The organism is Paenibacillus sp. FSL W7-1088 (genome assembly GCF_037969855.1).
In the GTDB taxonomy this organism is placed as follows: Bacteria; Bacillota; Bacilli; order Paenibacillales; family Paenibacillaceae; genus Paenibacillus.
The window spans coordinates 143,517-157,977 of sequence record NZ_CP150216.1; the positions used below are offsets into that span (position 1 = coordinate 143,517).

Below are 14,461 nucleotides of genomic sequence, written 5' to 3' on the forward strand. Positions count from 1 at the left end.
TTTAGAACATTCCTTTTTAAGCTGAACTTGTGTTAAAACAAGTTTCAATAAAAACGGTAGATTGCATGAGCGAGTGATCGAAATGGAGCGACTTTTGGCTTTGGACGTAGTCCAAAACAAGCGGAGCGACAGCTCGAACACGAGCGGAATGGTTAAGCTACTAAGAGCACACGGAGGATGCCTAGGCGCTAGGAGCCGATGAAGGACGTGGCGAACAACGAAACTGCCTCGGGGAGCTGTAAGCAAGCTTTGATCCGGGGGTGTCCGAATGGGGAAACCCAGCTGGGGTAATTTCCAGTTACTCATAACTGAATACATAGGTTATGTAGAGGCATACCAGGGGAACTGAAACATCTAAGTACCCTGAGGAAGAGAAAACAATAGTGATTCCGTCAGTAGCGGCGAGCGAACGCGGAGAAGCCCAAACCAGAGAGCTTGCTCTCTGGGGTTGTGGGACATCTCACATGGAGTTACAAAGGAGCCGGTTAAACGAAGAGGTCTGGAAAGGCCCGCCAAAGAAGGTAAAAGCCCTGTAGTTGAAAGTTGGCTCTCTCCGAGATGTATCCCGAGTAGTGCGGGGCACGTGAAACCCCGTATGAATCCGGCAGGACCATCTGCCAAGGCTAAATACTTCCTAGCGACCGATAGTGAAGCAGTACCGTGAGGGAAAGGTGAAAAGCACCCCGGAAGGGGAGTGAAATAGAACCTGAAACCGTGTGCTTACAAAAAGTCAGAGCCCGTTTTAGGGGTGATGGCGTGCCTTTTGTAGAATGAACCGGCGAGTTACGTTCCCGTGCAAGGTTAAGGTGAAGAGCCGGAGCCGCAGCGAAAGCGAGTCTGAATAGGGCGATGTAGTACGTGGACGTAGACCCGAAACCGGGTGATCTACCCCTGTCCAGGGTGAAGGTGCGGTAACACGCACTGGAGGCCCGAACCCACGCACGTTGAAAAGTGCGGGGATGAGGTGGGGGTAGCGGAGAAATTCCAATCGAACTCGGAGATAGCTGGTTCTCCCCGAAATAGCTTTAGGGCTAGCCTCGGAAAACAGAGTCGTGGAGGTAGAGCACTGATTGGGTGCGGGGCCCGCAAGGGTTACCAAGCTCAGTCAAACTCCGAATGCCATAGACTTACTTCCGGGAGTCAGACAGTGAGTGCTAAGATCCATTGTCAAAAGGGAAACAGCCCAGACCATCAGCTAAGGTCCCCAAGTGTGTGTTAAGTGGGAAAGGATGTGGAGTTGCACAGACAACCAGGATGTTGGCTTAGAAGCAGCCACCATTGAAAGAGTGCGTAATAGCTCACTGGTCGAGTGACTCTGCGCCGAAAATGTAACGGGGCTAAACACACCACCGAAGCTATGGCTTGATGCTTGCATCAGGGGTAGGGGAGCGTTGTATAAGGGTTGAAGGTGTACCGTAAGGAGCGCTGGACATTATACAAGTGAGAATGCCGGTATGAGTAACGAAAAGATCAGTGAGAATCTGATCCGCCGAAAGCCTAAGGGTTCCTGAGGAAGGCTCGTCCGCTCAGGGTAAGTCGGGACCTAAGGCGAGGCCGAAAGGCGTAGTCGAAGGACAACAGGTCGAAATTCCTGTACCACCGTAAGCCGTTATGAGCAATGGGGGGACGCAGCAGGGTAGTGACGCGGACTGATGGATGTCCGTCTAAGCAGTGAGGCTGATGTGTAGGCAAATCCGCACATCGTTAAGGCTGGACTGTGATGGGGAGCGAAAATTATAGTAGCGAAGGTCATGATCTCACACTGCCAAGAAAAGCCTCTAGCCAGGTGATGGTGCCCGTACCGCAAACCGACACAGGTAGGCGAGAAGAGAATTCTAAGGCGCGCGGAAGAACTCTCGTTAAGGAACTCGGCAAAATGACCCCGTAACTTCGGGAGAAGGGGTGCCCCGGTAGTGTGAATAGCACGAGGGGGCCGCAGTGAAAAGGCCCAAGCGACTGTTTAGCAAAAACACAGGTCTGTGCGAAGCCGTAAGGCGAAGTATACGGGCTGACGCCTGCCCGGTGCTGGAAGGTTAAGGGGAGCGGTTAGGAGCAATCCGAAGCTGTGAACCGAAGCCCCAGTAAACGGCGGCCGTAACTATAACGGTCCTAAGGTAGCGAAATTCCTTGTCAGGTAAATTCTGACCCGCACGAATGGCGTAACGACTTGGGCGCTGTCTCAACGAGAGATCCGGTGAAATTTTAATACCTGTGAAGATGCAGGTTACCCGCGACAAGACGGAAAGACCCCATGGAGCTTTACTGCAGCTTGATATTGAATTTGGGTACGATCTGTACAGGATAGGTGGGAGCCTTTGAAGCGTGAGCGCCAGCTTGCGTGGAGGCACCGTTGGGATACCACCCTGATCGTATCTAGGTTCTAACCTGGTACCGTAATCCGGTGCGGGGACAGTGTCAGGTGGGCAGTTTGACTGGGGCGGTCGCCTCCTAAAGAGTAACGGAGGCGCCCAAAGGTTCCCTCAGAATGGTTGGAAATCATTCGAAGAGTGCAAAGGCATAAGGGAGCTTGACTGCGAGACCTACAAGTCGAGCAGGGACGAAAGTCGGGCTTAGTGATCCGGTGGTACCGCATGGAAGGGCCATCGCTCAACGGATAAAAGCTACCCTGGGGATAACAGGCTTATCTCCCCCAAGAGTCCACATCGACGGGGAGGTTTGGCACCTCGATGTCGGCTCATCGCATCCTGGGGCTGAAGTAGGTCCCAAGGGTTGGGCTGTTCGCCCATTAAAGCGGTACGCGAGCTGGGTTCAGAACGTCGTGAGACAGTTCGGTCCCTATCTGTCGTGGGCGTAGGAAATTTGAGAGGAGCTGTCCTTAGTACGAGAGGACCGGGATGGACGTACCGCTGGTGTACCAGTTGTTCCGCCAGGAGCACCGCTGGGTAGCTATGTACGGAAGGGATAAGCGCTGAAAGCATCTAAGCGTGAAGCCCCCCTCAAGATGAGATTTCCCAGTATGTAAGACCCCTTGAAGACGACGAGGTAGATAGGCTGGGGGTGGAAGTGCAGCAATGCATGGAGCTGACCAGTACTAATCGGTCGAGGGCTTATCCAAGATATGCAGGTTATACATCGCAAAGTTCGTTTCGGATCTAGTTTTCAGGGAGCAATCCTTGTAAGCATTGTTCATGATTGTCTATTTGGAGAGATACCCAAGTGGCTATAAGGGGACCCTCTGCTAAGGGGTTAGACTGCGTAAGCGGTGCGAGGGTTCGAATCCCTCTCTCTCCGCCATCTTTACCTAAGATGGACAAGCAATCAAGATCAATATTATTAATATGGCGGTGTAGCTCAGCTGGCTAGAGCGTACGGTTCATACCCGTGAGGTCGGGGGTTCGATCCCCTCCGCCGCTACCATATTACCCAGGAGGCTTAGCTCAGCTGGGAGAGCATCTGCCTTACAAGCAGAGGGTCGGGGGTTCGATCCCCTCAGCCTCCACCATATACGCCGGTGTAGCTCAACTGGTAGAGCAACTGACTTGTAATCAGTAGGTTGGGGGTTCAAGTCCTCTCGCCGGCACCATTAATGCCTGGAACCGTGGTGTAGTTGGCCTAACATGCCTGCCTGTCACGCAGGAGATCGCGGGTTCGAATCCCGTCGGTTCCGCCATTAATCTAAAAAATTAAATAAGGCTCGGTAGCTCAGTCGGTAGAGCAGAGGACTGAAAATCCTCGTGTCGGCGGTTCGATTCCGTCCCGAGCCACCATGTAATCCTGGAGGATTAGCGAAGTGGCCAAACGCATCAGACTGTAAATCTGCTCCCGTACGGGTTCGGTGGTTCGAATCCATCATCCTCCACCAGTTTTTCGAGTCATTAGCTCAGTTGGTAGAGCACCTGACTTTTAATCAGGGTGTCGAAGGTTCGAGCCCTTCATGACTCATCTTTTAAGAAAGAGTGATTGATCATTAATTTGATCAATCACTTTTTTTTGTTATAGATAAATAAATTATTAATGTGGAAACCTATGATAACGACTGAAAAAGGCGATGCTGCGCAAGATATGATAAAATAATAGAAAAAAGCAGAGTGGTGGCGTTCATTATATGAAGCTCATACCTGATCTAAAACAACAAATTGAAGCAATTATAGGTACTACATTGGACGAATCCGTGATAACTATAGAAGAATGGAATCAATATGGATCAAGCTCAACTCACCGTAGAACGGTCCCAGTGGCTCATAATACTCTTACAAAAGAAGCCGAAGGTTTCATGCAGGATGATGAGATGATGGATGGTTTGGATACGGATGTAAGCAGTTGGTGTATAGGAGACCGTATCTATTTTAAAGTTGGGATGAACGAGAAAGAAGGTACTGTTTTATATTGGGCATGCTCTGTTAATGCCGTTACGCTGGAAGTACAGCGTTTAATTGAACTTCTCATTAGTAGTCATAGGGAAGCGCTAGATGAAGAACAGCCAGTGATTTATGAAAACGATAGAGAACAACAGCTTGCTGAATTGGGACAATGGCTTCGGAAGCAGATCGAGCAAAAAGTCCAGCAGGAACCCATTCCGGATCATTATTCGCTGGATGGAGAATTGAACACAGAGAAAATCCCATTTTTGCTGCAATGTGAGACACCTGATGCTCATCGCATACGTTCGAAGGAATTGAATAAGTTGCTCGAAAGTTACTTCGGAGAAGAAATTATACTGATTCCTGTAGGAGAGCAGGAGTGGGTTTTTCTAGGTGATGAACAGATTGTCACTGGCGAAGCTGAAGAGGATACAACAGAAGCCAGAAAGGACTTATTGAATGCCTTTTGTCAGGGGCTCTATGAATTGGTTGCCAGCGAGTGGGCGGGTGTGTTTCATTTGTCTGCATCCTTACCGTGTATCCCTGCAAAGCAGCTATCTCCTGTCACGGCACTTCTTCAAGAGAGTGTTCACTTGGGCAGGGCTTTCCATGTCGCACAACACATCCATCTCCCTTGGGATCTGCAACTCGAACGTTTGGTAGATAGCATTCCTGTGCAACAGCGTCTTCGTTTTATACAGGAAACGGGCAGAGGCACTGTGTTATTTAATGATAGTGAGGCACTGGCTACGCTGGAGACCTTCTTCAATCTCGATTGTAATGTCAGCGAGACGGCCAAGCGACTCTTCATTCATCGAAATACCTTGGTATATCGTTTGGATAAGATCAAACAGGAGATCGGATATGATGTCAGAAACTTCGAAAGTGCTGTTCTGGTGCGACTTTTATTGCTTATGTACAAAGTGACGAAAAAGCTTTGATATTTTTGTGCAGTTTGCGAATAGTCAAACATCATGTAAATGGGTTAATATAAAACTACAAAATGTATTCGATTACAAAATGATCTCTGAGGAGGCAACAATCATGGCTGGTGTACGTTTAGAGCATATTTTCAAAAAATACCCGGGTTCTGATAAAGCAACAGTAGTTGATATTAACCTGGACATTAAAGATAAAGAGTTTCTGGTACTGGTAGGTCCGTCCGGTTGTGGTAAATCAACAACACTGCGTATGATCGCAGGCCTTGAGGAAATTTCTGAAGGTAAACTCTATATCGGTGACCGTGTCGTTAATGACGTTGCTCCTAAAGACCGCGATATCGCGATGGTATTCCAATCCTATGCCTTGTATCCGCATATGAGCGTATACCAAAACATGGCGTTTGGTCTGAAATTGCGTAAAGTGAAAAAAGATGAGATCGACAAACGTGTACGTGAAGCAGCTAAAATCCTGGATATCGAGCATTTGCTTGAGCGTAAACCTAAGGCATTGTCCGGTGGTCAACGTCAGCGTGTCGCTCTGGGACGTGCGATCGTCCGTGATCCACAAGTGTTCTTGATGGATGAGCCTCTCTCCAACTTGGATGCCAAACTGCGTGGTCAAATGCGTGCTGAGATCACTAAACTTGCGAAACGTTTGGAAACAACTGTTATCTACGTAACGCATGACCAGATTGAAGCAATGACAATGGGTGATCGGATCGTTGTTATGAAGGATGGTATCATCCAACAAGCAGCTTCTCCGGAAGAGCTTTACAACCACCCTGCTAACTTGTTCGTAGCTGGTTTCATCGGTTCCCCGACAATGAACTTTATCTCGGGTAAATTGGCTGAGCAAGGTGCTAGCCTGCATTTCGTAGCTCCTGGTGTGGACGTTGAAATCCCACAAGGTAAAGCACAAGTGCTGAAATCAAGAGGATACATTGGCAAAGAAGTCATTCTGGGTGTTCGTCCAGAAGACATTCACGAAGAGCCAGTATTCCTGGAAGCATCCCCGAACTCTGTATTCTCTACACACGTAGACGTAACAGAGAACCTGGGTCACGAAATGCTCCTCTACTTGAGCGGTGTAGGTAACGACACTACAATCGCACGTGTAGACGGACGTTCCAACACTCGTGATGGTTCCACAGTTAAAATGGCAATTGACATGAACAAAGTTCATATCTTTGACAAAGAGACTGAAGCAAACGTTCTTCTTCAAGACTAATAGTACTGAGATTCATCGGTAACGATGGAATCTATCAGTTAATGCAATTATACATTGTAATCTGAGCCCCTTCCGTTATTGCTGGAAGGGGCTTTTTTACTCTTAAACGGGTGGAAGCCAAGATTGCATTCATCCCGGAATTCATTTAAGATTATTTGAAGGTTAGATGCTGTAACAAACAACATGAATGCGCTATTAAGGCAATGGAATGACGCTTATGCTGATGTACATAGAGGGCAGCGAATGCTGAAAGGAAGAGACAAATGGCGAAAAAAGTGAAAGTATCTGAATTGGTACAACAGTTCCAGTTGGAGGTTGTTTCTGGATCTCACGGACTGAAGAGAGTCATTACTGTAGACGATTTGAACCGTCCTGGCCTGGAAATGGCCGGTTATTTTGAATATCATCCACAAGAACGGGTACAGCTGCTTGGTCGAACAGAGCTGGCCTTTTTTGCAATGTTGCCGGAAGATGAGCGCCGTGATCGGATGCAGCGCCTTTGTACGGAAGAAACGCCATGTATCGTAGTAACCCGAGGACTTGAAGTGCCACAGGAACTGATTGACATCAGTGAAGAACAGAACCTGGCCGTGCTTCGCAGCAACATGGCTACAACGATTCTATCCAGCCGGATTACTGGATTCCTGGAGAAGAAACTAGCGCCTACAGCAACAATTCACGGTGTACTCTGTGATGTGTATGGTGTAGGGATGTTGATCACGGGAAGCAGCGGCATTGGTAAGAGTGAGACTGCACTGGAACTTGTGAAACGTGGTCACCGATTGATTGCCGATGATGCGGTAGAAATTCGTCAGACATCAGACTTCCAGCTGCATGGAACTGCACCAGAATTGATCCGTCACCTGCTTGAGATCCGTGGCGTCGGCATCATCAACGTAATGACATTGTTCGGTGCGGGAGCGGTACGTAATAACAAACGAATTACACTGGTTGTTCGTCTGGAAGCTTGGCAGCAGGATAAACAATATGATCGTCTTGGTCTGGATGAAGAGACGACTCGCATCATTGACACAGATGTACCACTTGTAACGATTCCTGTTCGTCCGGGACGGAACTTGGCTGTTATCATTGAAGTAGCGGGAATGAACTATCGCTTGAAACAGATGGGTCTGAATGCTGCACTGCAATTTACGAACAAGCTGACAGCAACGATCTCTGAAGATATGGAAGACATGGACTAAGAAGAGAAGGACCTATTATATGATTAAAGGCCAATTGATGATGTGTTCTACTTCTGTATAGAGTGGTGGAGACATGCAGCAATTGGTCATGCTTGTGAATGAGTCAATTTATAGGAGTGTGAATGAATGGATACATTATTACTGTTGAACCCGATTGCGTTCTCCATCGGAGCGTTAAAGGTTCACTGGTACGGGCTTATACTCGGTACAGCGGCACTTGTAGGTTTGCTGCTTGTCATCCGGGAAGGCAAACGGTATAACATTCCGCAGGAAGTGTTCATGGACATGGTTCTGCTTGGTGTGCCTTCTGCCATTATCGGTGCCCGCATATACTACGTGGCATTTCGATGGGACGATTATAAGGATAATTTGTGGGATGTCTTTAAAATATGGAATGGTGGTATCGCCATATATGGCGCACTGATTGGTGCAATCATATGTGCAGTCATTTTCTTCCGTCGTAAAGGGTATAATTTCTGGCGCATGGCCGACATCTGTGCACCTGGATTGATCGTTGGACAAATGATCGGACGCTGGGGTAACTTTGTAAACCAAGAGGCCTATGGTGGTCCTGTAGAAGAATCATTTTTGAGAGACAAGCTTCATTTGCCAGACTTTATCGTTAATCAGATGAATGTGGAAGGTGTATTCCATCATCCTGCATTTTTGTATGAATCGATGTGGAGTCTTGTTGGTTTGGTCATCTTGCTGGTGCTTCGTCGTCAGAAGTTTCTGCGTGCTGGTGAGCTGTTTATGTCCTATTTTATCTGGTACTCGATCGGTCGTTTCTTTATCGAAGCGCTGCGTACCGACAGTCTGGGATTCCAGGCTCCTCAATGGGTTGCCTCCATGGTTAATGGATTATGGTCACCGATGACAGCTATGGGCTTCGAGCAAGGATATCTTGATCCAGCCTATGGTAACGTAAGAATTTCGCAGCTGCTGGCTATTGGGATCATTATTGTTGCGGTAGTCTTCATCGTCGTGAGAAGAATGACAGGCAAGGCAAATGTACGTTATAGTGATCCGATTGTATCTTCCAAGGTTCCTTCAGAATCATCGGATGATATGGTGCACACAGGCCCGGTTGCAGGCAAAGAGGACACGGTAACTCCAGTCTCGACCAAAGAGGATCTGAAGCAAGCTGAAGAGAAAAAGGAGTAATGCAACATGATTGACACGGTTTTGTTTGATCTGGATGGAACGATTATTGACACGAATGAACTAATTATCAACTCTTTCCTTCATGTAATGAAGGATTTGCAGTTATCTACCCCTTGGACACGCGAACAGATCATTCCTCATATGGGGGGGACACTGGAGAATCAGATGCGTACGTTCTCTGGGAAAGAGGACGTTGCGGAGTATGTCAAAGGATATCGGGCTTATAACGACGTTCATCATGAGGCGATGGTTCAGCCGTTTCCTCACGTTATTGAGGTCATTGAAGCTCTTCATGAGGCAGGAATCGTGATGGGTGTTGTCACGACAAAGATTCGTCCATCTACTCTTAAGGTGCTGGAGCGTTTCGACCTGTTGAAGTATATGAAATCGATTGTGACAGTTACCGATGTAACCCATCCCAAACCGCATGCTGAACCGGTTCTAAAGGCGATCGAAGAGTTGGGTGCAGATCCGTCCAAAACATTGATGGTGGGTGACAGCCCAGTCGATATTCAATCGGCACAGAATGCGGGTGCGCTTGCGGCAGGCGTAGCCTGGTCCCTTAAGGGAGAGACCGTATTAAGCGGATATAACCCGGATTACATTTTGCACGACATGAAGGACTTGCTTAAGCTGATTGAAACGGAACGTTCATGAGAAAAGTAACCCGCTATCCCGTAGAAGGCCATAACGCACTTTGGCATATCTATAAGACTGTGAGTCCGTGGAAAGGCGTGCGCAATTTTATCTGGATTCAGTTGTCACGGTACTGTCCGATTCTATCGGTCAAGAACTGGATCTATCGTCGCATGCTTGGCATGAAGGTGGGTAAACATACGGCGTTTGGATTGATGGTGATGGTTGATGTTTTCTTTCCGGAGAAAATTACGGTAGGCGAAAATTCCGTCATTGGTTACAACACCACGATCCTGGCTCACGAGTATCTTATTAAAGAGTACAGACTCGGTGAGGTAATTATCGGGGAAAATGTACTGATCGGTGCAAATTCAACCATCCTGCCGGGTGTGACCATCGGAGACGGTGCGGTTGTAGCTGCAGGTGCAGTCGTTCATAAGGATGTAGCTCCGGGAGCTTTTGTAGGCGGGAATCCACTTCGTGATCTGTCTCGCTCCAATGCTTCAGCAGAGGAGATTGTCATAAAGGCTGATGAGTAATGATTTTGGGAGACGGCCTGCGGATATATTAGAAAAGATTATCACAAAGAATACACGGACGAAAATTAACCTGAATGGTTCAGTCAGGGAAGAGCAATAAGTCGAACGACTGGAGTAAGAAAGCTGCTGATGGCAGCTTTTTTCGTATACAGATAATTAGACTCATGTTTAGAAATGGCATCAAATTGGAGGATGTAGGACAAGCACCCCAAAGGGGCTGTATTGTTGACGATGGATGGTCATTCATGTTATCATATCCCATATCCTTTAGTTTGTTAGCACTTTACCATGTTAAAGAAATAGGACAGAAGTTAAGTATAGTTAAGCATCAATGAACATGTACTAAACATTTTTTGAAAGCTGCCTGGCAGCAACGATAAGAATTCAGGTTACAAGATAGAACGGGGATTTACACTACATAAATCCTGTTGAAATAGAACGTCTACCAATCTTAAATTACTGACTCGGGGTGAATAATACCAATGTCCAAACCAAAAGGCTTTGAAAAACCGACAGGTTTTCGTGACTATACACCACATGTGGTGACCAAGCTGCGAACCATTGAGCGGAATGTACTGGAATGCATGGAACGCTGGGGTTACCGTCAAATCATTACGCCAACGATTGAATACTACGATACCGTAGGTGTAGCGAGTTCCACATCGGATCGCAAGTTGTTTAAATTATTGAACAGTCGCGGGACTACGCTGGTACTAAGATCAGATCTGACAGCTCCGATTGCACGGGTGGTCTCTTCTCTATTGAAGGATGAGCAGCTTCCTCTGCGTCTGTCCTATCATGCAAATGTGTTTCGTTCCATTGAAGAGGAAGCGGGGCGTGAGGCAGAATTTTTCCAAACGGGTGTAGAGCTTGTCGGTGATGATTCGCCGGAAGCAGATGCAGAAGTTGTAGCACTTGCGATCGCTTCTTTGCAGGCAGCGGGTGTATCTTCCTTTAAAATTGCGATGGGTCATATGGGATTTCTGAACGGATTACTGGAAGAAGTCATTCCGGGTCAAACGGTACAACAGGAACAGTTGAAAGAAGGATTGCTGGGACGTGATTATGTCGGCTATCGCCAATCCATTGAAGCATTGAATCTAGAACCGAAACTGAAGGAGCAGCTTGAAGCCATTTTGCGTCTGCGTGGCGGTAAAGAAGTATGTACACACGCAGCAGAGCTGAGTTCAAGTACTGAAGCAGCACAGTCCATTGCGCATCTCTGTGCAGTATTCGAGGTGTTGGAAGCGTATGGTGTCTCTGAGCATGTATTGATTGATCTGACGATGATTGGTGATTTCTCCTATTATACAGGCATGACGTTTGAAGGGTATGCGGCAGAGCTAGGATCCCCGGTATGCAGCGGTGGACGATATGATAATCTGTTACAGCAGTTTGGCCGTTCATTACCGGCTACAGGGTTTGCACTCAAAACAAACCGGATTATCGATGGTGTTCATGGAATTACGATGGAAGAGAAGAAGCCTGTCCTTATTCAATATACTTCGGAACGCCGGGCAGAGGCTCTAACGGAGGCGGCGAGACTACGCAGCATCGGTCAAAATGTAGTCACGTCTCTGCTTTCGGAAGATGAGGCAGAGGTAAGTGTAACAAAAGTTGGTGCCATAACTGGTGGGAAGACGATTCAGAATGAACAGGTTATCACGTTCGCATCTGAAGAAGGAGGAGGACGCTGAGATGTCGGATCTTTTGAAGGTAGCTATGCCGAAGGGCCGAATCTATAAGAAAGCCTCCAAACTGTTCCGCGAAGCAGGGCTTGATATTCCGGTAGACGTGGACGATACGCGCAAATTGGTTATCGAAGTGCCGGAAGCGGGAATGGAGTTCATCATGGCGAAGCCTGTAGACGTGCCAACGTATGTGGAGTATGGAGTAGCGGATATTGGTATAGTGGGTAAAGACGTTCTGCTTGAGGAAAATCGGGACGTATACGAATTGTTGAACCTGGGAATCGCACAGTGTCGCATGTCTGTTATTGGACTACCGGACTGGACGCCTGGCATTCAGCAGCGGGTTGCAACAAAGTACCCGAGGATTGCCTCCCAGTATTTCCGCGAGCAAGGACAGCAGGTGGAAGTGATCAAACTGAACGGTTCCATCGAACTGGCGCCACTGATCGGTCTGGCTGACCGGATTGTCGATCTGGTAGAGACGGGTCAGACGCTGCGTGAGAACGGACTCGTGGAGATGACGGGTATTCTGGATATTACAAGCCGCCTTATTGCCAATCGGGTCAGCTATCGGATGAAGAACGCACGGATTCAGGCATTATGCGATGCTCTCCAGCAGGTTATTCCAGCCTCGAATGAGGTGTCGGCAGGAATTTATCGGGGGTAAATGCGGCGTATAAGAATGTATCTTGCACGGTGGAATGAGTTCATTCATCTGCAATTGATCATATAGAACATATGGGCATTAGTGGTATTAAAGAAATTAAAATTTCACAGGCATTACTAGGACGGACAGGGAGGATGTACGCATGAAAATTGTACCTGCACGGGAGTTTGATCTGAAGCGGGAAGTCGAATACGGTACAACGGAGCAAAATGAAGCGGTACGGCGCATTGTCAGCGACATTCGCCGGGAAGGAGATGCGGCACTGCTGCGTTACACAGAGCAGCTGGACCGCACGAAACTGACGGCTGCGGAGCTTCGCGTGCCGCAGGAAGAGCTGCAGGCAGCTTATGCAGCCGTGGAGCCTTCCTTCGTGACGGCGATCCGTCAGGCCGCCGCGAACATTCGTGCGTTTCATGAGAAGCAGAAACGCAACTCATGGATGGATTGGCAGCCGGACGGCAGTCTGCTGGGCCAGGTGATCCGGCCGCTGAAGCGGGTCGGCGTGTATGTACCTGGCGGCAAAGCAGCGTACCCTTCGTCAGTGCTGATGAATGTGATTCCGGCACAGGTGGCTGGCGTGCCGGAGATTGTTTTGGTGACGCCGCCGTCAACAAACGGCGGCGAAGGCATTAACCCGTACATTCTCGTGGCTGCTGCGGAAGCAGGCGTGAGCGAAATGTACCGGGTTGGCGGCGCTCAGGCGATCGCCGCCCTCGCTTACGGCACGGAGAGTATTGCCCCGGTCGACAAGATCTGTGGACCGGGCAATATTTACGTGGCGCTCGCGAAGCGCGAGGTGTACGGCGCAGTCGATATCGATAGTATCGCCGGGCCGAGTGAGATTGTGGTGCTCGCCGATGATACGGCGAATCCGGTGTATGTCGCCGCAGACCTGTTGTCGCAGGCGGAGCATGACGAGATGGCATCGGCCATTCTCGTCACGACCTCGGCCGTGCTGGCGGAAGCCGTGCAGGCCGAAGTGCAGCAGCAGCTGGAAGTGCTGCCGCGGCGCGATATCGCTGCTGCTTCCGTGGAGCAGCATGGCGCGATTATTGTGGTCGATTCCATCGATGAGGGAATCGATGTGGTGAACCGGCTCGCACCGGAGCATCTGGAGATTATGGTGCAGGAGCCGATGGCTTACGCTGGCCGGATCGAGAATGCTGGAGCAATCTTCCTCGGCCCGTATAGCTCGGAGCCGGTAGGGGATTATTTTGCCGGACCGAATCACATCATTCCGACAAATGGAACGGCCCGTTTCAGTTCACCTGTGGACGTGGATGATTTTATCAAAAAATCGAGTTTGATCTATTACAGCAAGGAAGCGCTGTTCCAAAATGGAGCGGCTATTATAGAGCTTGCCCGGAATGAAGGGTTCGAAGGACACGCCCGTGCGATCGCTGTACGGTTAGAACAGGAAGGAAAGGCGGAATCGGATAATGGATAAGCAGGATAATGGTTTGGACCTTCAGAATAAGGGTGCTGTACGTCAGGCAGAGGTAGACCGCAAAACAAATGAAACGAACATTCAGCTTTCTTTTGCTGTAGATGGAACCGGGGAATCCGAGATTGAAACGGACGTACCTTTCCTGAATCATATGCTCGATCTGTTCACAAAGCATGGCCAATTCGATCTGAACGTACAGGCGCGCGGCGATGTTGATATTGATGACCACCACACGGTGGAGGATATCGGGATCTGTTTGGGACAGACTCTTCGTGAAGCATTGGGTGACAAGCGGGGCATCAAACGTTATGCTAGTGTATTTGTGCCGATGGATGAGGCTCTCGCTCAGGTAGTCATCGATGTCAGCAACCGCCCTCACTTTGAGTACCGTGCACAATATCCTTCTCAGCAAGTGGGCAGCTTCTCGACCGAGCTGGTACATGAGTTCCTGTGGAAACTGGCGCTGGAAGCGCGCATTACCTTGCACGTTATCGTGCACTACGGACAAAATACACACCACATGATCGAGGCGATCTTCAAAGCACTGGGACGTGCACTGGATGAGGCAACAACGATTGATCCACGTGTAACGGGTGTGCCTTCCACGAAGGGAGTGCTGTAGAC

At 48.7% G+C, this 14,461-nt stretch carries 10 protein-coding genes, 8 tRNA genes and 1 rRNA gene; all 19 read left to right on the forward strand.

What is annotated here, in order from left to right:
* The first annotated feature begins 150 nt into the window (after positions 1–150).
* The 19 genes from MKY42_RS00690 (at position 151) to hisB (ending at position 14,459) form a co-directional block, all read left to right on the forward strand.
* A 23S ribosomal RNA gene (locus MKY42_RS00690) occupies positions 151–3,076 on the forward strand.
* A gap of 87 nt (positions 3,077–3,163) precedes the next feature.
* A tRNA-Ser gene (locus tag MKY42_RS00695) sits at positions 3,164–3,255 on the forward strand.
* A gap of 46 nt (positions 3,256–3,301) precedes the next feature.
* Positions 3,302–3,378: transfer RNA gene (locus MKY42_RS00700), tRNA-Met, on the forward strand.
* 9 nt (positions 3,379–3,387) lie between these two features.
* Positions 3,388–3,463, forward strand: a tRNA-Val gene (locus tag MKY42_RS00705).
* 5 nt (positions 3,464–3,468) lie between these two features.
* Positions 3,469–3,544, forward strand: a tRNA-Thr gene (locus tag MKY42_RS00710).
* A 9-nt stretch (positions 3,545–3,553) separates the two neighbouring features.
* A tRNA-Asp gene (locus tag MKY42_RS00715) sits at positions 3,554–3,631 on the forward strand.
* A 21-nt stretch (positions 3,632–3,652) separates the two neighbouring features.
* Positions 3,653–3,728: transfer RNA gene (locus MKY42_RS00720), tRNA-Phe, on the forward strand.
* A gap of 9 nt (positions 3,729–3,737) precedes the next feature.
* Positions 3,738–3,823: transfer RNA gene (locus tag MKY42_RS00725), tRNA-Tyr, on the forward strand.
* A 7-nt stretch (positions 3,824–3,830) separates the two neighbouring features.
* Positions 3,831–3,903 (forward strand) — tRNA-Lys (locus MKY42_RS00730).
* Between the two features lie 163 nt (positions 3,904–4,066).
* Complete coding sequence (locus MKY42_RS00735) at positions 4,067–5,263, forward strand: helix-turn-helix domain-containing protein (RefSeq protein WP_257031707.1); 1,197 nt, start codon at positions 4,067–4,069, stop codon at positions 5,261–5,263.
* Between the two features lie 103 nt (positions 5,264–5,366).
* Positions 5,367–6,491, forward strand: a complete 1,125-nt coding sequence (ugpC, locus tag MKY42_RS00740) for a sn-glycerol-3-phosphate ABC transporter ATP-binding protein UgpC (protein WP_076292011.1) — start codon at positions 5,367–5,369, stop codon at positions 6,489–6,491.
* Positions 6,492–6,754: 263 nt separating this feature from the next.
* Positions 6,755–7,693: an HPr(Ser) kinase/phosphatase gene (hprK, locus tag MKY42_RS00745; RefSeq protein WP_063566521.1), complete on the forward strand. Its 939-nt coding sequence runs from the start codon at positions 6,755–6,757 to the stop codon at positions 7,691–7,693.
* Between the two features lie 126 nt (positions 7,694–7,819).
* On the forward strand, positions 7,820–8,857 hold the full coding sequence (lgt, locus tag MKY42_RS00750) for a prolipoprotein diacylglyceryl transferase (protein WP_090904943.1): 1,038 nt from the start codon (positions 7,820–7,822) through the stop codon (positions 8,855–8,857).
* 6 nt (positions 8,858–8,863) lie between these two features.
* Positions 8,864–9,514 carry a pyrophosphatase PpaX gene (gene ppaX / locus MKY42_RS00755; RefSeq protein ID WP_339848006.1) on the forward strand — a complete coding sequence of 217 codons (651 nt, stop codon included), beginning with the start codon at positions 8,864–8,866 and terminating at the stop codon, positions 9,512–9,514.
* Positions 9,511–10,032 (forward strand): DapH/DapD/GlmU-related protein, encoded by a 522-nt coding sequence (locus MKY42_RS00760; protein WP_076292007.1) that lies wholly within the window; start codon positions 9,511–9,513, stop codon positions 10,030–10,032. The genes ppaX and MKY42_RS00760 overlap by 4 nt, the downstream gene beginning before the upstream one ends.
* A gap of 482 nt (positions 10,033–10,514) precedes the next feature.
* Positions 10,515–11,729, forward strand: a complete 1,215-nt coding sequence (locus tag MKY42_RS00765) for an ATP phosphoribosyltransferase regulatory subunit (RefSeq protein ID WP_090904949.1) — start codon at positions 10,515–10,517, stop codon at positions 11,727–11,729.
* A gap of 1 nt (position 11,730) precedes the next feature.
* Positions 11,731–12,390, forward strand: coding sequence for an ATP phosphoribosyltransferase (gene hisG, locus MKY42_RS00770; RefSeq protein ID WP_339848010.1), 660 nt, complete (start codon positions 11,731–11,733; stop codon positions 12,388–12,390).
* A 142-nt stretch (positions 12,391–12,532) separates the two neighbouring features.
* Positions 12,533–13,837: a histidinol dehydrogenase gene (gene hisD, locus MKY42_RS00775; RefSeq protein WP_339848012.1), complete on the forward strand. Its 1,305-nt coding sequence runs from the start codon at positions 12,533–12,535 to the stop codon at positions 13,835–13,837.
* Positions 13,830–14,459 (forward strand): imidazoleglycerol-phosphate dehydratase HisB, encoded by a 630-nt coding sequence (gene hisB, locus MKY42_RS00780; protein ID WP_179262208.1) that lies wholly within the window; start codon positions 13,830–13,832, stop codon positions 14,457–14,459. Before hisD ends, hisB begins: the two co-directional genes overlap by 8 nt.
* Positions 14,460–14,461: the final 2 nt, after the last annotated feature.